Consider the following 20,261-nt stretch of genomic DNA (forward strand, 5'->3'; position numbering starts at 1 on the left):
ATCATCGGCGTGCTTCAAAAAAATTACTCAGCAAATCAGCGCATTCTTTTTGTAAAAAACCCTCATCAATTTGCACCCTATGGTTTAATGGATACCCATGCAGGAGATTAAAGACAGAACCAGCCGCTCCTGCTTTTAAATCGCGGGTGGCAAATGCCAGGCGCTTAATGCGCGCATGCACCATAGCGCCTGCACACATGCAACAGGGTTCCAGAGTAACGTATAGAGTGCAATCTAGTAAACGATAGTTTTGCAGGCAGCTTGCTGCTGTACGGATGGCCATAAGCTCTGCATGAGCGCAAGGATCCTGGGTTTGTAGAACTTGATTCCAACCTTCCCCTAACAATTCGCCATCCCTGCTGACCAACACAGCGCCTACGGGAATCTCCCCCTGCTCCTTTGCTTTTTGTGCCAATTGCAACGCTTGCCGCATCCAAAAAATATCATCTTTTACCATTATTCCCACTCAATGGTAGCCGGCGGTTTCCCGGAAATATCATAAGTCACTCTGGAAACTCCAGCTACTTCATTAATAATACGATTGGAAACATGCGCTAAAAAATTCCAGGGTAATTCAGCCCATTCCGCTGTCATGAAATCAATCGTTTTCACTGCACGTAAACAAATAACAAAATCATAACGGCGACCATCTCCCATGACACCTACGCTGCGTACCGGTAAAAAAACGGCAAAAGCCTGGCTTACTTCATGGTATAAGCCCGCAGCCCGTAATTCGTCGAGAAATATAGCATCTGCCTGCCGTAAAATATCCGCATAGTCTTTTTTAACTTCGCCCAAAATGCGAACACCCAAACCAGGGCCAGGAAATGGATGCCGATAAACCATTTCATAAGGCAATCCAAGTTCCAAACCTATTTTGCGCACTTCATCCTTAAATAACTCCCGGATGGGTTCCAGTAACTTTAAATTCATCACTTCAGGCAACCCGCCGACATTATGATGCGATTTAATCACTTCGGCTCCACCTTTTATGTGCGTCGCAGCAGATTCAATTACATCGGGGTAGATGGTTCCCTGCGCGAGCCAGCTTATCTTATCAAACCGCTTGGCTTCTTGCTCAAACACGTCAATAAACGTTCGCCCGATAATTTTTCTCTTGGTTTCGGGACAAGTAACCCCCTGCAGGGCTTTTAGGAATTTTTCCTCAGCATTTACCGCTATGATTTTAATGCCCATGTGTTGGCCAAACATGGTCATGACTTGCTCGGCTTCATTGAGGCGTAATAATCCCGTATCCACAAAAACACAAGTCAATTGCTCGCCAAGCGCTCGATGCAACAAAGCGGCAACCACCGAAGAATCGACACCACCGGACAAAGCGAGCAACACATGATCATCGCCCACTTGCTGCCTGATTTTGGCAATTGCCTGTTCAATAATATGATCCGAAGTCCAGTTCGTTTGTGCCTGGCAAATGTCAATTACAAACCTTTGTAAGATACGTGTACCTTGCAATGTGTGCGTAACTTCCGGGTGAAACTGCAATCCAAACCAGGGACGCGTTTCATGCGCCATGCCGGCTATGGGAGCATTTCGGGTTTCGCAAATGACTTTAAACCCTGGAGGCAGCACGGTGACCTTATCGCCATGGCTCATCCATACATCCAAAAGAGCAGCGCCTTCGGCTGTTGCACTGTCTTCAATATGGCTCAGCAACCGGCTATGGCCATGTAACCTTAACTCAGCGTAACCAAATTCTCGAATAGCGGAAGATTCAACTTGCCCTCCCAACTGTACAGCCATGGTTTGCATGCCATAACAAATACCCAAAAGCGGAATACCAGCCGCAAAGATCCAGGATGGCGCGCGCGGATTGGCGTCGTGAATCACAGTAGAGGGCCCGCCTGACAAAATGACTCCGCAGGGAGCTAATGCCTGCAAAACGCTCTCCTCCACGTCAAACGGGTGAATTTCACAATAAACGCCCATTTCGCGAATGCGACGGCCGATTAACTGGGTATACTGCGAACCAAAGTCGAGAATAATAATGGGTTTTTGTTTGATATTTTTCATATTAAAACTTTCTTAAATAAAGGGTGTATTCTCTTAACGTGAGCTTAGGAATCAACCTGATAATTGGGGGCTTGCTTAGTGATACTGACATCGTGAACATGCGACTCGCGCATGCCAGCATTAGTCACACGCACAAATTCCACTTTTTCATGCATTTCCTTAATGGTTTTGCACCCGGTATATCCCATACAGGAACGTAATCCTCCAAGCATTTGATGGATGATGGTTTGCACTGGTCCTTTATACGGCACGCGGCCTTCTATGCCTTCCGGCACTAATTTTTCAGCTCCTTGCGCAGCATCTTGAAAATAACGATCGCTTGAACCTTGCGCTTGTGCCATTGCACCGATGGAACCCATACCACGATACCCTTTATAAGTGCGGCCTTGGTACAATTCAATTTCCCCAGGCGACTCTTCCGTACCAGCAAACATCCCCCCTAGCATGACCGTATTTGCACCGACTGCCAATGCTTTACATATATCGCCGGAAAAACGGATGCCGCCATCGGCAATGACTGGAACCTGTCCCTTGAGGCCCGCAGCAACATTTGCAATGGCTGTGATTTGCGGCACCCCAACGCCGGTTACGATGCGGGTGGTGCAAATAGAGCCAGGGCCAATGCCAACTTTTACTGCATCAGCACCTGCAGCGACCAAGTCCATGCCTGCCGTTGCCGTGGCAATGTTTCCACCGATAATTTGCACATCAGGAAAGTTCTTTTTAATCCATTTCACCCTGTCCAATACGCCTTGAGAATGGCCATGTGCCGTATCGACTACGATAACGTCTACGCCAGCATCTACTAATGCCGCCACGCGTTCATCTGTTCCTTCGCCTACGCCTACTGCTGCCCCAACTCGCAATTGCTCCGAGCTGTCCTTACAAGCGAAGGGATTTTCTTTAGCCTTCTGGATATCTTTAACCGTGATCAAACCGCGCAGACAAAATGCATCATTCACCACCAGTAACTTTTCCAGCCGATGTTTGTGCAAGAGGCTGCGGATTTCCTCACGACTTGCCCCTTCTTTTACGGTAACCAGGCGCTCTTTTGGCGTCATCACCGCAGATACCGGCAAAGATAAATTCGTCTCAAAACGAATGTCCCGGCTGGTGACAATACCGACCAATCGTTCTCCTTCAACGACAGGTACACCGGAAAAATTATGTTTTGCCATGACATCCAATAATTCCTGCACAGTAAGCGAGGGCGGCACCGAAATGGGATCTTTTACCATGCCACTTTCAAATTTCTTAACACGCCTTACTTCTTCCGCCTGCGCGTGAATATTCATGTTTTTATGGATGATACCAATCCCCCCTTCTTGCGCCATGGCAATTGCCAACCTGGATTCTGTAACGGTATCCATTGCAGCAGAGATTAAAGGCATGTTTAATTCAATTTCTCTTGTTAGACGTGTTTTTAAAGAAACTTCTTTAGGAAGAATGGTGGAATGAGCAGGAACTAATAAAACGTCATCAAAAGTCAACGCTTGTTGAATAATGGAAAGTGGCATACCACCTCCTGTTAATTAAAATTAACCAGACATTATACAATCTTTGTCGCGGGCAATAAATATAAGACGAGTAAAAAGATAATTATATTTCGTGAGTTTCGCTGATCATACGGCATCCTGCATTGCCGCAAACAGCACGCATAGCCGAGGAATATTTTAAGAAGAATATCCAGTCACAAAAGCTAATCGTCCCTTAGCCAATACAGGAATGAGCTTTGGAATAATTTAATACAATAAACAGTTGAATAAAACAAACAAGTATGTGTAAACTGGAGGCATATTTTTTGTACCATTTTGTCAACTAACAGGAAGGGTTCAGCGTTGGCTAAAATTATCGTTATTACATCAGGCAAAGGCGGCGTAGGTAAAACTACTTCTTCTGCGGCAATTTCATCCGGTCTTGCACTGCGCGGACATAAAACGGTCGTGATTGACTTTGACATTGGGCTGCGCAATCTTGATCTCATCATGGGTTGTGAGCGTCGCGTGGTTTATGATTTCGTAAACGTCATTAACGGTGATGCTACCTTGAAACAAGCGCTCATAAAAGACAAGCGCATTCCTGAACTCTACATTTTACCCGCTTCACAAACACGGGATAAAGACGCCTTGACGCTTGAAGGTGTGGAAAAAGTTTTGACTGAATTAGCCAAGGATTTTGATTATATTGTGTGCGATTCTCCGGCCGGCATTGAAACAGGCGCATTAATGGCAATGTATTATGCCGATCACGCCATTGTGGTCACCAACCCCGAAGTTTCCTCGGTGCGCGACTCCGATCGAATTTTGGGCATTCTTGCCAGCAAAACCAAGCGGGCGAAAGAAGGGCAAGGCGTCCAAGAGCATCTCTTACTCACCCGCTATGACGCCGAGCGGGTTGAAAAAGGCGATATGTTGTCGGTTCAGGACGTAAAGGAAATTTTAGCTATCCCTTTAATTGGTATTATCCCGGAATCCAAAGCCGTATTAAAAGCTTCCAACACAGGTACACCAGTTATTTTGGATGAAAATAGCGATGCCGGGCTTGCTTACAAAGATGCAATTGCCCGATTTCTTGGTGAAGAAAGACCCATGCGCTTTATCAGCAACGAACGTAAAGGATTATTACGGCGCTTGTTTGGCAAACACAAGGAGGATGTTCCAGCATGAGTATTTTTAATTATTTACGTAAACGCACCAGTACGGCAAAAGTTGCGAAAGAACGATTACAAATCATCATTTCTCATGAGCGCTCCCAGCGTAATACGCCCGATTATTTACCCAAACTGCAGGAGGAAATCCTCGCAGTCATTGCGAAATACATTCCAATAAGCCGTGACAAAGTGAGTGTCAATTTGGAGCGCATGGGCGATAGCGCCGTTTTGGAACTTAATGTAACGATGCCGGATGAAGCTTTATCGGAATAATCTTCATTTTGTCTTAATATTGTTCTTTAGGGCTTTTTAGTGACCTCGGCTTATCCTTTTTTATCATAAAAATCACACTCAGTAAAAATATACATCATATTGCCTTAATAATTATTTTTTATAATGGATAGTAAGAAATAATTTGAGGTGAAGCACATGTCCAAAGCCATTTCCATCGAGCGTAAAGTCGAATTATTAAAATCGGCTTGTGATGATTATAAAGCACACTTGGAAGCAAGCATCGAGAAACTTGCCAAGGAATTGCCAGAAGACGTGCTGGCAGCGTATAAACAACCATCTACATCCTTGACTGCTGCATTACTAAAGGGACCATTCAGTAACGGCCATTCCATTTACTGGGCTGATACACCCACTACGAAAAAATACGGCATAACTGGAGAGGATGTTAACGCTGCCGTTGTGCAAGAAAAGCATCCAGCCCTTTATGAAGGTCTGCGAAAATACAGAATAGTAACGGAGATGGAGCAAGCATTAAATTCCAGCAAAGGCGCAGAGGAAAAAATCAATGATATGCTGGCGCTTCGTTCTAAACGATATGGGAGTGGTGAGACTTACGCAGATATTTTGAAAAAACATCGCGGCTTACCAGCTGAAGATCGCTTTTTAGAAACGATACTTAATATTGTCACCCTGGGAATTTATTCAAAAGTCACGAAAGGTACATTTGCTTTCTGGAAGTCTCATGGCCAAGCCATGCTGGAGCAAGTTCAGGAAATTGGCGATAAACCTGTGGAAAAAACAGCCGCCAAAGATGAACTGGTAATTAGAGAATCGTCTCCTACGCCTACCTTAAAACACTAAAAGGATTTTAGCAGTGAGGATATAGGCTCAACGTCTGCTTCAGGTTACCGTTTTACCGGTAACCTGAAACTTATACCGGCTCAAAGGTTAAATCATCTTTATCGCGTATTTTCTTTTTCTTTACCTCTTCCTTTTTCGGTTCATGCCTCAACTCGCTGTTATCGAAATCATCCACGGCAATGATTTGTTGACGCGCCAATTCAGCATTTTTTAATTCTTTGACTTCATCAGGAGAAAGGATGCCCAATGCTTTTGCTTCTTCAATTTGCTCAAGCAATGTTAAAGAATGGAGCTTGCCTTCGCGGATGGCTGAGGAAATTTTCTTTTCCAAGCCCGCGACGGCACCTATTTTGTGGAATGCTTCTTCCAGTCTTCCTAAAGGGCAATTTTCAATCGGTTCGGAAAATACAGTGCGGGTAAGCCGCGTGCGAGCTGGATTAGAGGTGGTTAGTAAATGAGCTAACTGCTTCTCAAGTGCATCAGCAGGCTTGCTACGTCTGCCACCGAAAGGCTGCACCATGCATTTTAAGAAGATACGACTCCAGCGTGCGGGAAAGTTTGCTATGACCCCATTAATGGCTTGCTCGCATTCGTAAAACAAATGCTGACAGCACCAATCCACTAAAACCAAGTCTTCTTTTGGCTCACCATCCAAATAAAAACGCTGTAAAACCCCGGATGCCAAATACAAATAGCTGAGCACATCTCCCAATCGCGCTGAAACTCTTTCCTTGCGCTTGAGCGCTCCCCCCAAAACCAATAAGGAAAAATCAGCCAAAAATGCCAGGTTGCTACTGTAGCGGTGGATTAATTGATAATAGCGTTTTGTTGTACCGGTGGGTGCCCGTGTAAAATGGCCATCGGTAAAATTGAATAATAGGGATTTACTGAAATTCGCAAAAATAAAGCCTGCATGCCCCCAAATGGCATCATCAAATGCACTTAAATCCTTAGTGCGGATGCTTTCCATTTCTTTGAACACATAAGGATGGCAACGTACAGCGCCCTGACCAAATATAATCAAACTGCGCGTTAAAATATTTGCCCCTTCAACAGTAATGCTAATCGGTGCGCCCTGATAACCACGGCCCAAATAGTTATTAGGCCCCAGGCAGATACCCTTGCCACCATGAATATCCATGGCATCGCAGCCAATTTGCCGAGCCCGCTCTGTGGTATGGTATTTTAAAATAGCACCGGCAACCCCTGATTTTGCGCCATGATCAATGGCGGCAACCGTCATACTCAATGCGGCATCAATCAAATAAGTATTGCCGGCAATCCTCGCCAACACTTCTTCTATCCCCTCGAACTTGGAAATAGGTTGATTAAATTGTTTGCGTATTCTCGCATAAGCACCACAAGCCAGAGCTGCTGCTTGCGTAGCGCCGGCAGCGCTTGATGGCAAGGAGATAGCACGTCCTGCACTCAGACATTCCATTAACATCCGCCAGCCTTGCCCTGCCATTTTTGCACCGCCAATTAAATAATCGACCGGGATAAATACATTTTTCCCTTGTGTAGGTCCATTTTGAAAAACGATGTTCAACGGAAAATGCCGTCTGCCTTTCGTAACTCCCGGCGTGTTTTCGGGAATTAAAGCACAGCTGATGCCCACATCATACCCTTTGCCCAACAAGTTATCGGGATCAAACAAACGAAAAGCTAAACCAATCAGGGTAGCAACCGGACATAAAGTTATGTAGCGCTTGTCCCAATTTAAGCGTATTCCCAAAACTTCTTTACCGTTTATTGTTTCCTTGCATACCACGCCTTTATCCGGGATGGAAGCAGCATCCGAGCCAGCATTCGGACCGGTCAATGCAAAACAGGGAATTTCCCGACCATCAGCAAGGCGTGGTAAATAATATTCTTTTTGCTCTTCTGTCCCGTATTTTAGCAACAACTCACCAGGCCCTAATGAATTGGGTACCGCAATAGTGGAAGCAACGGTGATCGAGCGCCCATAAAGCTTGCTCAATACCGCCGTTTGCGCTGTGGCGGAAAAACCCAATCCGCCATAACGTTTGGGAATAATCATCCCTAAAAAGCCTTGTTTTTTAATAAATTCCCACATTTCAGGCGGCAAATCGGCACGGTTATGCGTTATATCCCAATCATCTATCATACGGCACAATGCGTTTACCGGCCCATTCATAAAAACCTGCTCTTCTTCACTAAGAGATACTCCTAATGAAGAGCGTAATTTTTCAAAATCAGGAGAGCCGCTGAATAAGTCACCCTCCCAGCCAACTGTTCCAGCTTCCAGAGCTTCCCGTTCGGTTTTAGACATGGAAGGAATGACTCGGCTTACGGCACGAAATAAGAAACTGGATAATAAGTTTTTACGCAAGGGCTTTATAGAACCGATTAAAAAGAGAGCAAATAACAGACAAATCCCGGTCTTGGCAATAATTCCTAAAGAAGCATACTTAAGAAGTAGAAGGGCAAATACAGTAAAACTTATTGTCCAAACCGCAATGGAAGCCTGCTGGATAAATAAGGTAAAACACAAACTTAAAACAATAAGAACCATCAGAGCAGTCATCACGGTCTTTCTCCTTTTGCAAATATTCCAATTAATACGATGCAGATTTTAACTAACAAAAATTTTAAACGACTTCCTTTTTATTTAACTATAGTATCTATTGCACGCAAGACTAAGTCCGCAGCTTCCTTGGGATGCTCCATGGGAAACATGTGGGTGCCGGAGATCTCAAAATTGATTATGCCATAATGTTTTTTCATATAACGCAAATCAAACTTATCGATAACATTACTTTTACTGCCATAAATTAAAGCTGCAGGTAATTTTAACTTTCCTTCATGTTCATGCAATATATGCGGAATGGTGCGATAAATTTGATATTCGATGTGACGATTAAAACGCAGCGAATAACCATGTTCATCTTTTTGCATGCCATAATCAATATAATCCTGCAGGCATGCATCGTGAAATGTTTTAAAAAGTTTCCGGCTTTTTAAATAATGCAAAGCTTGTTCACGAGTGGGCCAATATTGCCGCCTGCCGCGGGTGCGAAATGCAGGGGTGATATGATCAATAATGCCCAGTTTTTTGGAAAATCTTAAAATATTGGATTTTAATCGCCCGATAATCGGTGAATCGAGTAAAATAACAGCTTTAAATAAGTCAGGTTGCTCAATAGCTGCAAGAAAACTCAGCACGCCGCCTAAAGAATGTCCGATAGCAATAACCGGCGAGGACGCTTGCTGTTTGATGCTCGCAACCACTTCATCAACCAAATAATGCCAGTTTTCTGTGACAGGAAAATCTGGAGAATGGCCAATTCTGTCGATAAAAAAGCAAGTGAATCGCTCCTGTAAGTGGAGGAGAAATTGACGGTAGCAAGGCGAAGGGAACCCGTTGCCATGGGCAAAATGCACTTGTTCTTTCATGAGAGAACCATTTTCGTATGCTCACGTTTTACGGATGCCACTGCATAACTGTAATAAACTGCCACTAATATCATATTAACCAAGCCTGAAGCAGCAAAACTAATTTTAGCGATTAATAACAGAGTGGAAAAAATAACCTGGGGCGTCACGGACACAGCAAATAAACGTGTAGAATCTTTAAAGCGAAGCTTCAATCCGAATAGGGTAGAGGCAAAAACTTGTCCTAAAAAACCCAAAATGAGCATGAGGACTAAGTAAAGTGAAATAAAAAAACCCAGCAACATTGGATAAATTAAAGCATCCGCCAATAACTTCATGTTTAAAATCCCACTTGCTTGCACCCATTTTTTGGCAACGAAAATTTCATTGGTATTGTTGGTTAATGTTTGAGTATATACGGAGTCTTCTTTTAATGTCCCAGGAATTTGCTGGCTAAAAAATAATTGCGGCACGGGCGGGCGGAAGTGAATTTGATTGCTGGTGATGAGCATCGTTAAGTGAGGATACTGTTTATTTTTTATCGAGGTGATGGAGCCTGTAGTATCAACAATGGCTACCACCTCACCCCCCTTATTTTTAATGAAGTATGGCGTAGGTTTATCCAGCGAAATTTTTCCATCCTGCACATAAAGAGGTGGCAATTCTTGTAATGGAAAAAGCACTTGCTCGTTAAAAAAGGTATTAAATTCAACGATCATTCGCAATGCCAAAGGAATCGTCGTCAAGGTAAGCAAAAATAGCAAATATAAAATCCCATAACCACGCCACCGCTTAAATACATCAACATACAGGCGATATGAATAAAAAGATAAATAAACAGCTTGCCAATATCGGTAAACAGGAGCATCCAGCGCGCGCAGCTTTCCCTTTCCCTTAATCATTCCATCCTCCTAACCGAATCCCGGTCTCCTGACAAAAAATATTTGCTTTGGCTAGATCAAGTTGAAAATTTAATTTTTCATATGCTAAATGCGTATCTGCAAATACGCGAACTAAAAACTTTATATTCCCGGTTACACTGAATAAATGCAGAATCTTATCAGAGCCCATATCATCAATAAAATCCACTGTGGCTTCTATGCTATTGGAAGCTGGCTCTACCGCTGGCAAAATATGTTCTGGCCTGATGCCAACTACCACCTTATCCCCTGAAGATCTGGCTTTAAGACAATTCGGCAGCGGTAGCTCAATACCAAGAGCCGTCTTAATCTTATTGCTTGTAAGCTCAATACTACCCGACAAAAAATTCATTGGATAATGGCCGATAAAGCTTGCCACAAATTCAGTTGCCGGGCGCAGATAAAGTTCCATAGGCGTGCCAACTTGTTCGATGCAACCCTTATTTAACATCACAATGCGGTTGGCCAGCGTCATTGCTTCCGTTTGATCATGAGTTACATACAAACAAGTCGTGTTAAGTTTGTTATGGAGTTTTTTTATTTCATGTCGCATTTCCGTGCGTAATTTTGCATCAAGATTTGATAAAGGTTCATCAAATAAAAACACTGCCGGTGAACGCACAATCGCCCGGCCCATGGCCACACGTTGCCGCTGTCCACCCGAAAGCGAAGCAGGTTTACGCTGTAGATAATCATCTAACTGCAGCAAATTACTGACTTCTTCCACGCGTTCTTTGATAACTTGCTTTTTTATGCCGCGCATTTTTAAACCATATGCCATATTATCAAACACAGTCATATGCGGGTAAAGAGCATAATTTTGAAAAACCATGGCCATATTTCGTTGCGCCGGAGGAATTTTATTCACACATTGATCATCAATGAGAATACTACCTTGGCTTACCGAATCAAGGCCGGCCACTAATCTTAACAGAGTCGATTTCCCACTACCCGATGGGCCCACCACTGCTACGAATTCACCTTTTTCTATATTCAAATTAATATTGTTTAAAATTTTGTGACCATCACAAAATTTATTAACCGCTATCATATTTACTGCAGCCATTATTGTCTTAATCCTTTTTCAAACCAACGTTGTAGTATAATGACAACGAGACAGGGAGGTAATAATGCAATTAATGCTACCGTCATAATGTAATGCCATTGAGGCACTTGATCGGCAACTCCAGCTAAATAATGAATCCCCATGACAATGGTGGCCATCTTCGGCTCTGTGGTAATGATAAGAGGCCATAAATACTGGTTCCATCCATACACAAACATGATAATAAACATGGCTGCGATATGAGAGCGTGATAACGGCAATAAAACGTCAATAAAAAAACGCACGGGCCCTGCACCATCTATCTTTGCTGCATCCACTAATTCTTTGGGTACTGTTTTGAAGAATTGTTGAAAAAGAAAGGTAGCAGTTGCAGATGCAATAAGCGGCAAGGTAAGGCCGGCAAACGAATTTAACCACCCCATTGAAGCAACCACTTGAAACGTGGGTACAATTCTTACTTCAACCGGCAACATCATCGTCAATAATATCAAAGAGAAACACATTTTTTTGTAGGGAAAATCAAAATAAACCAGGGCAAAAGCAGAAAACAATGCAAGTGTTATTTTGCCAACGGCAATTAATACAGCCATAAAAAAACTATTCCATAGCATATTGGCTATTGGCTCTCCTCCCGTGGCGGTTATTCCATGCATGCAGACCACTTTCATGTTCTGCCACAGCATTTTCCCGGGGAAACTTGGCAGTGGCGCCTGCATCAGCGCAGATGCATCATGGCTTGCGGCGATGAGAGCCAAATAAAGCGGTAAAAACAAAAATAGGATGAATAGCCAAAGTAAACCATGGGGGATGGCGCGTAAACACCACGTGCGCAACTGCTGAATCATGATGCCTTTTTTGTACGCAGCTTTTTCGTGGAAAACAGCCTTAGCCTCAGAGCTTACGTTTAGCATCTCGTTCATGATGTTTTCCATTGTTTCATTTGCTGAGTAATAATCGTTGTTTGAGTCATTGATAGTAAATTTTTTTTTCAAGATAGCGAAATTGCAGGAGGGTAAGTCCCAAAACAATCAGCATGAGCACTACGGATTGGGCAGAAGAACTGCCGGGATCCATGCCAATAAATCCATCTTCATACACTTTATAAATTAATGTCGTGGTACTGGATTGCGGACCGCCATTCGTAATGACTTGAATCATGCCAAAAGTATCAAAAAAGGCGTATGCCAGGTTCATGACAAATAGGAAAAAAGTCGTAGGTGCCAGTAAAGGGAAAATAATTTGCCAGAATCGCCGCCAGGAAGAGGCGCCATCAATAATTGCAGCTTCTATCAAAGAATTCGGAACAAGCTTTAGGGCTGCAAAAAAAAATAAAAAATTATAACTAAATTGCTGCCAGGAAGCGGCAATAATAATTACAATTAACGCTTGGGATGGATGAATCATGTAATTAAAATCAATACCCCACCGGCCCGCCAGGCCAGGCAGCCAGCCAAGAGCCGGATGAAACAAAAAACGCCATAAAATAGCCGCAACGGCAGGAGCAACCGCGTATGGCCATAGCAACAGGGACTTATAAAGGGATTGGCTCCTGCGTCTGCCATTTACCAACACGGCAAGACCTAATCCAAAGCACATCGTCAAAGCAGTAATGGCGATGGCTAAAACCGCTGTAACCCCTATCGCTTTTCCATAATCTGGATTTAGGAATAAATCAATATAATTTTCCAATCCGGCAAATTGCGTATGCAAATCAAAGGGGTCACTTAAAAACAAGGATTGCACAATAGCGCCGAATGCTGGCCATATAAAAAATAACAAGGTGACCAGTAACTGGGGTGCAATGAATAGAAATGCAATTTTAGAATGGTGAGTAAATTTGGCCATTAAAACGTCAGGATTACTAATCTCTCGTGAGTATAACGAGTATCCACGCGAAATAGAACAAGCGTATCAAAGTCTGATCGTATTTAGCTTCCGCACCGAGTATTTACCTAACTCAACCCGGCTATTTTCGTTTACCAGGCTCGATATTATGTAAATAAGAATTCATGCATGTCATTAGCCGGAAACGCTGGATACAAAAGCAATTCGTTAAGCAGTGGGTTGAAATATGCATGACCTTGCAAAATCAGAGGAAGTCACCCAAGATGAAATTAGGAGCGGTGTGGTCGAATCGACCAAATCCGGATAGCAGTTATTTCGATGGAGTGGAGTCATAAAGGGGACATAATGAAATCCATGCAGCAAACTCCAGAACTGTACCGTTGCAGTATTTCAGCGTAATGGTTGGTATTACAAAGTGGGATAATGATAGCAATTCAAAAAACTTATCATTTATCCACTAACCCTCGCGCTGCAAATGGGAGATGCTAAAGGCAAACGTCCGTCCTGAAACTCCCTGCTTAGCGTGGGAAGCCGCATTTTAAACTGATAAATTAGGTTTAAAAAAATGAAAGCCTGGTTTAGCAAGTTAATTCCCAAAGTTCTTTTAGGAGACAGGGATTTACAAAAAAATTTTTTCCTGTCCTTGATATTAAGCACTTTTCCTGCTGCTTTTTCTCTTGGTGCTACGGTATTTAGTTATTCGGTTTTTCTCTCCACTTATCCTACATCCTGGATTCCTTACTGGATGCTTGGCGAAGCCATCACCATTTTCCTGCTTGGGAATCTTTTTTCTCTATACACTCCAAAAAATCTAAAAAAATACGTGCAAGCCAGTTTCTTGGCCATTGGCTTCATTTTAATTTTAGTCCTATTTTTAAACCAGGCGTCTTGGTATTGGGCGCCATTTACAAGCATCCTACTCTTTAGAGCTTGTGCGAGTATCCTTGCCGCGATCATGTGGAGTTTTATTTCAACGTTATTCTATTACCGGCAGTTTAAAGCCATTTTTAATCGTTTTACGGTCACTGCATCATTATCATCCATTATGACGCCTCTTTTATATGCAGGCATTACTTCTTTTTTGCCAATCTCTTTGCTGCCTCTTGTGTTCATTTTATTTTTAGTCATGGCTTTTTTTATTTCTGACTTTACGGTAAGAATCGTCGCATCAGATGCAAGCGAGCAGGATAAAAATAAGATTAGCTCTCGCTCCCCTTTGCATTACCCATTGTTTAGGACATTAGTCCTCTTGATAGTGCTCTTTACGACGATATTCCAAATAGCTGAGTTTTTATTCAGAACGCAACTGGATCTTAATTTTAATAAAGAGGAAATTGGCACGTTCGTTGCTCTCTTTTTATCCGTATGCAATACCATATCATTAGGCACACAATTACTTGCGTCAATGGTATTTGCAAGGATTAAATTTTCTAACGTTCTGCAATTTATATTGTCATTAATTTTAGTTATGGGCACCATTTATTGGCTTTACCCTTCACTTTGGCTAATTGCAGTATTAAATGGCTTGGGAGTTATTTTTTCCTATGGTTGGCTTACCATGATTTTTAAAAATATAGTCAATGTTTTTCCTCCGGTTATCATCATAAAAGGCGAAATCTTTGTTAAATCTTATTGTGGTCCTATTTCTGTTATTATTGCAGCATTTTTTGCTCTAATCTCAACGCATTCGACCCTTTTTATAAACTATCTTCCGCTTCTTTTTATTGTATTTTCACTCCTTGGAATTTTACTTTCTATTGAACTTTTTAAACGGTACTCAATGACATTAAAAGAAATGGTCATGACCAGCGGTTTTTCAGTTATCACACGTGATGAAAAAGAGCGGGAGTACATCCAAAATTTAGTATTGACAACCTTAGACAAACCTTCAGTAGGTCCCCTTGAAATAGCCTTAATCACTCCTAAATTGTTTGCAACACCCCCTTCTTTGCTCTATCAGATCTTGAGTGATAATAGAAAAAAAGAGATACAAGATGTAGTCATTCATGTGTTAGATCAATATCCATCTGATAGTTTAAATGCCAATAAATTAATCGATCTTTACCGGCATGCTGAACTAAACCTAAAGGCACGGGAATTATTATATAAACTTTTAAGTGACGTTCATTCGGATATTCTTATTAAAGATGCTAAAGCAAGGCTTAAAGAAAATCCCACTGCAAAAAATGCCTTACTGATGTTGTTAAAAAATGGCGATGTCAAAGACTATCTGTTCGCAATTGACTTAATGATAGACTTGGTTAAATCACCGCAAACAAAACATCGGGTGATTGCTGCTAAATTGCTGCATGCATTGGGACCTGGACGACTTTATGATTTAAAGGGAAAATTATTAACGGATAAGGAACCATTGGTACGCCTTACTGCTTTTCATAATTTGCCGGCACAAGACGTATTGGATATGTTGCCTGCTTTAGGGAAATTTCTAAACCGCAATACAATTAAAATTTTACATCAGCGTTTTGAGATGAAAAAATTGCTTCCTCTGGCGAAGCAATTAATGACACTTTATTATAAAAATCCCCATGAATACAGGGAATCGGCACAAGCATTCATTGTTCCCTTACCTCATCAAAGTGTCGAACCCTTCATTATTGAATTCTTAAAAGAAAAAAATATTTATTTAAGAACAATCATTGCCATGCAATTGTTAGAACGAAAATTGAAAGTTACTTTTTCCAAACCACTCGTTAACTCCTTGCTCGATGCTTTACATTTTGAGACGTCTCTCATTCAGCAATACAAATTATTGCTCAGTTTGGATAGTTTGCAATCCGTTAAGCCTTTATTACACAATCGCATTTACTATGCCAAACAACGTTTTTTATACTGGTATGCTTCTTATCATGAAAACACAGTAAACATTTCGGCAAGTATTGCCAAAATAAATCCTTATTATGTCACGCGAGCCAACAAAAATATTCAGGATAAGGCAATTGAATACCTCATTGCCAATGAAAATAAATTAATTCTGCGTAAACTTATAGAAGCTGCTTTTACCGATGCCAGCCATTTAAAGCAAGAACCAAAAACAGAGGATTGGGAAGCGATATTCATCGATGATCCCTGGCTTATGCAGTGCTTGTCGAAATACTTAATTGGAGTAGCGACGGAAATGAATCCTTTACAACGTACTATTGCGTTACAGCAAACAGACTTTTTCGAGTCCTTACCCGACGAAGTATTGTTTGAACTAGGACAATCCTGTGAGCTTTTGGACTGTGCTCCCGAACAAGTCATCATCACAGAAGGTGAAGAAGGAGACAGCCTTTATGTGCTCGTCCAAGGCGAGGTACTGATTTATAAAAATAATGAATTGCTTGCAAGCCTCAAGCCGTTTAAATGTTTTGGCGAAATGGCTTTTTTTGGAGGAAACAAGCGCACCTCTACGGTGATAGCAAAAGATCGTGCTTTATTGCTGGTGCTTGATAAAGAGCATTTTTTTACTATTACCAATGAATTTCCGCAAATTCTCCACAATATTACCCAAATTATTTCCCAACGTTTTCAGGCACAGATTGCCATGCTAGAAAACAAAATAAAAACACTTGATGAAAATGAGTTGCCCAAACTTGATTAATTAACATGTCTTTTTAGACTGCGCTTCAATAATTGTGTATAAATTGGTGGATTCTTTGCCAACTGCACGATGGTAGTGGAAGTCAGGCAACAAACCATTAACGGCAAGATCAGCAGATAATTTTGGGTAAGTTCGACAATCAACACAATGCCTGTGACAGGGGCCCGTACTGCTGCTGAAAATAAAGCTCCCATTCCAGCCACAGCAAACATTCCTGCATGCACCGTGGCATCGCTTATCAGCGATTGAACAATATAAAATACGGCTAATCCTAATAAAGTCCCCAAAGCAAGCATAGGCGCGAAAATTCCGCCAGGTACTCCAGTGCCATAACAAAAGACAGTGAGAATAAAACGTACCGCCAAGAGCAAAAGCAACACCCCAAATGCCGGTTCCATCGTTAAGGAGCGCTCAATGATTTCATACCCTCCCCCGACGATGTCCGGATAAATATAAGCTAAATAGCCCACCAATAAACCGGTGAGAAGAACATAAGCTTCGCGTACGCGCATGCTTAAGCGGTCGATGAGCCCCAAACTTTTCATTAAAATTAGATTGAAAAAAAGCCCTGCGAAACCAACGACAACCCCTAAAATAAAAAAAAGCCATAAGGAACTTAAACTGGGGAGCTGGAAAACGTCCATGGGAATAACAGGGGCAGCACCGATTATCATATGTAAAACAATCGTAGCGCTCACGCAACTGATGGCTACTGTTTTAAAATTGGTAAACGAGAAATTAAATTCATTACGCATTTCTTCTATTACAAATAAAACCCCGGCCAGAGGAGCATTGAACGCGGCGGCTAAACCTGCAGCGGCCCCTGCAGCAATTAAGGTATCGCGTCTGCGGCGAGAAATCTTGAACCATTCGCCTAACATCTCACCAAGATTTCCCCCCATCTGGATCATAGGCCCTTCGCGTCCAAGCACCATTTTGGCAGAAATAGCCAAGACACCACCTATAAATTTTACAGGCAGCAAACGCCGCCAAAAAATGGCGCGCTCATGCAGCAAAGCCCCTTCAATTTCCTGCACACCGCTGCCAGCAGCTTCAGCCGCCACCCATTTCACTAAAAGCCAGGCACCAAACACCATGCACATGGAAATCAATGCGGAAATCAACCCTGCCGGCCACTGCTGTTCATGGGCATAATAAAACCCAAAGGCTAATATTTGATTGACTTTTATAATAGTCAGCTGCAAACACGAACCAAGCAACCCGGTAAATGCTCCCAAGAGAATTGCAACTCCATAAAGGAGAAGAATTTTAGTGCGCATTTTTGCAAATCATCTGCATTAAATTATTGATAATCCGCAATCCCGCTTGCTCATGCATAGACAAAATGGTTTCCGGATGAAATTGCACAGCCTGGATTGGCAACTCACGGTGAGCAATCGCCATCACCACGTCATCTTCACTGACTGCCGTAATTTCCAACTCATCAGGCATATGATCTTTTTGCGCATACAGGGAATGGTATCGCCCAGCTGTAAATTCCTTACCCAGCCCTGCGAACAATCCCTCCTCGTTCAGCACTTTGATAAGGGATGCTTTACCATGCATGGGATAAGCCAATACTCCCAATTTACCACCGAAATATTCAACAATGCCTTGCAAACCTAAACACACGCCAAACAAGGGTATATTTCGCTCAAGGACGGCCTTAATAGTTTGCTGTAAATTGAAATCTTGAGGCTTTCCAGGACCAGGCGACAATAAAACCAAGTCGTATTGGTTGCTGTTAAGATAATTAAGCGCATGCTCAGAACGCACAGTAACGACCAGAGCTCCAGTTTGGCGAATGTAATTGGCCAAAGTGTGTACGAAAGAATCTTGATGATCCACTAAAAGAACTTTTTTACCGGCCGCATGCAACGAAGAGCACCAGTCTTGCGGTCTAGACGCAGCGGTATTTTCCAGCAAATCCATAAAAGCCGATGCTTTAAGCCTTGTTTCCTCTTCTTCCGCCTCCGGTTGAGAATCATACAATAAAGTCGCGCCAACTCTGATTTCAGCAATACCTTCTTCAATGCGCATGGTACGTAATACCAAACCAGTATTCATATCACCATTGAAATTCAACCAGCCCACCGCTCCGCCATACCATCTACGTGGTGATTTTTCATGTTGTTCAATAAAATTCATTGCCCACAATTTGGGAGCGCCCGTCACCGTGACTACCCACATATGGGTTAAAAAAGCGTCTATGGCATCAAAACCTTCACGCAATTTCCCCTCGATATGATCAACCGTATGGATTAGGCGCGAATACATTTCAATTTGTCTGCGCCCGATGACTTTCACACTACCTGCTTCACAAATGCGTGATTTATCATTGCGATCCACGTCCGTACACATGGTTAGTTCAGACGCTTCTTTTTCGGAATCCAGGAGTAACTGAATGTTATATGCATCTTCGATTGCATCCTGACCTCGCTTAATCGTACCGGAAATCGGACAGGTTTCTACTCGTTTGCCCTGTACACGCACGTACATTTCCGGCGACGCACCTACTAAATATTCAGCTTGCCCAAGATTGATAAAAAAACCATACGGTGAAGGATTTTTTACCCGCATGCGTTTAAAAATTTCAGAAGGTTTGGCAGGACAATGCATGTAAAAAGTCTGGCTGGGCACGACTTCGAACAAATCACCGCATGCAAATCTATCTTTAGCCTGATTGACTAAGGCAGCATATTCCCCAGGTTCATGATCACATGGTTTACCAGGTGTCCTATTTGCCTCATAAGCAAAAAAGTCGCCCTCACGTGGCAAGCCTTGCGTCGATTTACCTTGAAACTGAAAATCGTAACGTCTGACGAAAGCTTCTTCTTTCCTATGATTCACAACAAAAATTTCATCTGGCAAATAAAGTATCATGTCGCGTTGTTTCTCAGAGCGGGTTTGCTGCACAAGCACTTCTTCAAACTGGAAAATAAGGTCATAACCAAATGCCCCATACAAACCTAAATATTCTTCGTCATCTTCTTTAAAGAATGCCAGCAATGCTCTCAGCACACTAAAAACCGAAGGTTTATGGCTGCGCTCTTCCTCACTGAAAATTTTTAAACTGGGTGTCACCTCAAACTGATGCAGCTTTTTTTCTCGCGTCGTGATTTTTATATTTTCCATTTTCTCCATGATCTCGGTGAACATGGAAAGCAAAACTTCTCCGCGCTGATTTAATGCCTGGAATTGAATCGCCTGGCCCGTACAAACAATGGCCAGTGGCGGATTATAAAACCCTATATCCCAACAAGTGTAACGGCCAGGATATTCAAAACTTGAAGCAAATAATGCACCGCGTTGTGAATCCAAACGCTCTAAAAGGGGTTCGATGGCCTTTGCATAGATTAATTTTTGCTGTTCATATTCAATATGAACACCACTTGCTGTCTTCACCTGTAGCAACATAGGAATCTCACTTTTTTCGTTTACCCATTGTAAACACTGGGACTTTAAAATTGTACCTTTTATCTGCAACAAAAAGCCCAAGCACCTCGCACTTTTGTTTATCCGGCCTAATTGCTGCAAAAAACTTAAGATTACTGCGTTTTACCCGCAATAGCAGCAGGATACGTTAATTTTCCTGTCGTGCGTTTGGCTTATTCGCGCGGTATAATCTTTGCATTCTTTATTTGTATCTGCACC

Annotated in this window: 15 protein-coding genes; 4 read left to right on the plus strand and 11 right to left on the minus strand. The window is 42.4% G+C overall.

Annotation, left to right across the window (positions count from 1 at the left end):
* Window position 1 precedes the first annotated feature (1 nt).
* Genes tadA through guaB form a run of 3 tightly spaced genes read right to left on the minus strand, consistent with a single transcriptional unit; the run spans window position 2 to window position 3,551 of the window.
* Entirely contained in the window at window positions 2–457 is a 456-nt protein-coding gene (gene tadA, locus NKV53_RS03625; protein WP_126953566.1) for a tRNA adenosine(34) deaminase TadA, read from the minus strand.
* Window positions 457–2,034, minus strand: a complete 1,578-nt coding sequence (guaA, locus tag NKV53_RS03630) for a glutamine-hydrolyzing GMP synthase (protein WP_253350701.1) — start codon at window positions 2,032–2,034, stop codon at window positions 457–459. The genes tadA and guaA overlap by 1 nt, the downstream gene beginning before the upstream one ends.
* 44 nt (window positions 2,035–2,078) lie before the next feature.
* On the minus strand, window positions 2,079–3,551 hold the full coding sequence (gene guaB / locus NKV53_RS03635) for an IMP dehydrogenase (RefSeq protein ID WP_126953564.1): 1,473 nt from the start codon (window positions 3,549–3,551) through the stop codon (window positions 2,079–2,081).
* 321 nt (window positions 3,552–3,872) lie between these two features.
* Between guaB and minD the strand changes: the two genes are divergently transcribed.
* From minD to NKV53_RS11935, 3 genes are all read left to right on the plus strand, one after another.
* Complete coding sequence (gene minD, locus NKV53_RS03640; protein WP_126953563.1) at window positions 3,873–4,700, plus strand: septum site-determining protein MinD; 828 nt, start codon at window positions 3,873–3,875, stop codon at window positions 4,698–4,700.
* Window positions 4,697–4,957: a cell division topological specificity factor MinE gene (minE, locus tag NKV53_RS03645; protein WP_126953562.1), complete on the plus strand. Its 261-nt coding sequence runs from the start codon at window positions 4,697–4,699 to the stop codon at window positions 4,955–4,957. The genes minD and minE overlap by 4 nt, the downstream gene beginning before the upstream one ends.
* A gap of 156 nt (window positions 4,958–5,113) precedes the next feature.
* Entirely contained in the window at window positions 5,114–5,779 is a 666-nt protein-coding gene (locus NKV53_RS11935) for a hypothetical protein (protein ID WP_305884781.1), read from the plus strand.
* A 70-nt stretch (window positions 5,780–5,849) separates the two neighbouring features.
* Here NKV53_RS11935 and NKV53_RS03655 read toward each other — a convergent pair whose 3' ends face one another.
* The 6 genes from NKV53_RS03655 to NKV53_RS03680 all read right to left on the minus strand — a co-directional run bounded on the left by NKV53_RS03655 (window position 5,850) and on the right by NKV53_RS03680 (window position 13,006).
* Window positions 5,850–8,330 carry an acyl-CoA dehydrogenase gene (locus NKV53_RS03655; protein WP_371923156.1) on the minus strand — a complete coding sequence of 827 codons (2,481 nt, stop codon included), beginning with the start codon at window positions 8,328–8,330 and terminating at the stop codon, window positions 5,850–5,852.
* Between the two features lie 77 nt (window positions 8,331–8,407).
* Window positions 8,408–9,196: an alpha/beta fold hydrolase gene (locus NKV53_RS03660; RefSeq protein WP_126953559.1), complete on the minus strand. Its 789-nt coding sequence runs from the start codon at window positions 9,194–9,196 to the stop codon at window positions 8,408–8,410.
* Window positions 9,193–10,077, minus strand: a complete 885-nt coding sequence (locus NKV53_RS03665) for a DUF1189 family protein (protein WP_126953558.1) — start codon at window positions 10,075–10,077, stop codon at window positions 9,193–9,195. The genes NKV53_RS03660 and NKV53_RS03665 overlap by 4 nt, the downstream gene beginning before the upstream one ends.
* On the minus strand, window positions 10,070–11,161 hold the full coding sequence (locus tag NKV53_RS03670) for an ABC transporter ATP-binding protein (protein ID WP_126953557.1): 1,092 nt from the start codon (window positions 11,159–11,161) through the stop codon (window positions 10,070–10,072). The genes NKV53_RS03665 and NKV53_RS03670 overlap by 8 nt, the downstream gene beginning before the upstream one ends.
* Window positions 11,161–12,006, minus strand: a complete 846-nt coding sequence (gene ugpE / locus NKV53_RS03675; protein WP_126953575.1) for a sn-glycerol-3-phosphate ABC transporter permease UgpE — start codon at window positions 12,004–12,006, stop codon at window positions 11,161–11,163. Before ugpE ends, NKV53_RS03670 begins: the two co-directional genes overlap by 1 nt.
* A 121-nt stretch (window positions 12,007–12,127) precedes the next feature.
* Window positions 12,128–13,006: an ABC transporter permease subunit gene (locus NKV53_RS03680; protein ID WP_126953556.1), complete on the minus strand. Its 879-nt coding sequence runs from the start codon at window positions 13,004–13,006 to the stop codon at window positions 12,128–12,130.
* 565 nt (window positions 13,007–13,571) lie between these two features.
* On the opposite strand from NKV53_RS03680, the gene NKV53_RS03685 reads away from it, so the two are divergent.
* Window positions 13,572–16,607: a cyclic nucleotide-binding domain-containing protein gene (locus NKV53_RS03685; protein ID WP_253350702.1), complete on the plus strand. Its 3,036-nt coding sequence runs from the start codon at window positions 13,572–13,574 to the stop codon at window positions 16,605–16,607.
* Here NKV53_RS03685 and clcA read toward each other — a convergent pair.
* Window positions 16,604–17,887, minus strand: coding sequence for a H(+)/Cl(-) exchange transporter ClcA (clcA, locus tag NKV53_RS03690; RefSeq protein WP_126953554.1), 1,284 nt, complete (start codon window positions 17,885–17,887; stop codon window positions 16,604–16,606). The genes NKV53_RS03685 and clcA overlap by 4 nt on opposite strands.
* Window positions 17,877–20,024: an anthranilate synthase component I gene (locus tag NKV53_RS03695; protein ID WP_253350703.1), complete on the minus strand. Its 2,148-nt coding sequence runs from the start codon at window positions 20,022–20,024 to the stop codon at window positions 17,877–17,879. Before NKV53_RS03695 ends, clcA begins: the two co-directional genes overlap by 11 nt.
* Window positions 20,025–20,261: the final 237 nt, after the last annotated feature.

The sequence above is a fragment of the Legionella sp. 27cVA30 genome (genome assembly GCF_024160945.1).
GTDB classification, from domain to species: domain Bacteria; phylum Pseudomonadota; class Gammaproteobacteria; order Legionellales; family Legionellaceae; genus Legionella_A; species Legionella_A septentrionalis.

Coding starts and splice junctions, on each gene's coding strand:
- NKV53_RS03695 (WP_253350703.1), bottom strand. CDS start 20,024: ATGTTGCTACAGGTGAAGACAGCAAGTGGTGTTCATATTGAATATGAA.
- NKV53_RS03670 (WP_126953557.1), bottom strand. CDS start 11,161: ATGGCTGCAGTAAATATGATAGCGGTTAATAAATTTTGTGATGGTCAC.
- minE (WP_126953562.1), top strand. CDS start 4,697: ATGAGTATTTTTAATTATTTACGTAAACGCACCAGTACGGCAAAAGTT.
- NKV53_RS03680 (WP_126953556.1), bottom strand. CDS start 13,006: ATGGCCAAATTTACTCACCATTCTAAAATTGCATTTCTATTCATTGCA.
- tadA (WP_126953566.1), bottom strand. CDS start 457: ATGGTAAAAGATGATATTTTTTGGATGCGGCAAGCGTTGCAATTGGCA.
- ugpE (WP_126953575.1), bottom strand. CDS start 12,006: ATGATTCAGCAGTTGCGCACGTGGTGTTTACGCGCCATCCCCCATGGT.
- guaA (WP_253350701.1), bottom strand. CDS start 2,034: ATGAAAAATATCAAACAAAAACCCATTATTATTCTCGACTTTGGTTCG.
- NKV53_RS11935 (WP_305884781.1), top strand. CDS start 5,114: ATGTCCAAAGCCATTTCCATCGAGCGTAAAGTCGAATTATTAAAATCG.
- NKV53_RS03660 (WP_126953559.1), bottom strand. CDS start 9,196: ATGAAAGAACAAGTGCATTTTGCCCATGGCAACGGGTTCCCTTCGCCT.
- NKV53_RS03665 (WP_126953558.1), bottom strand. CDS start 10,077: ATGATTAAGGGAAAGGGAAAGCTGCGCGCGCTGGATGCTCCTGTTTAC.
- guaB (WP_126953564.1), bottom strand. CDS start 3,551: ATGCCACTTTCCATTATTCAACAAGCGTTGACTTTTGATGACGTTTTA.
- clcA (WP_126953554.1), bottom strand. CDS start 17,887: ATGCGCACTAAAATTCTTCTCCTTTATGGAGTTGCAATTCTCTTGGGA.
- NKV53_RS03685 (WP_253350702.1), top strand. CDS start 13,572: ATGAAAGCCTGGTTTAGCAAGTTAATTCCCAAAGTTCTTTTAGGAGAC.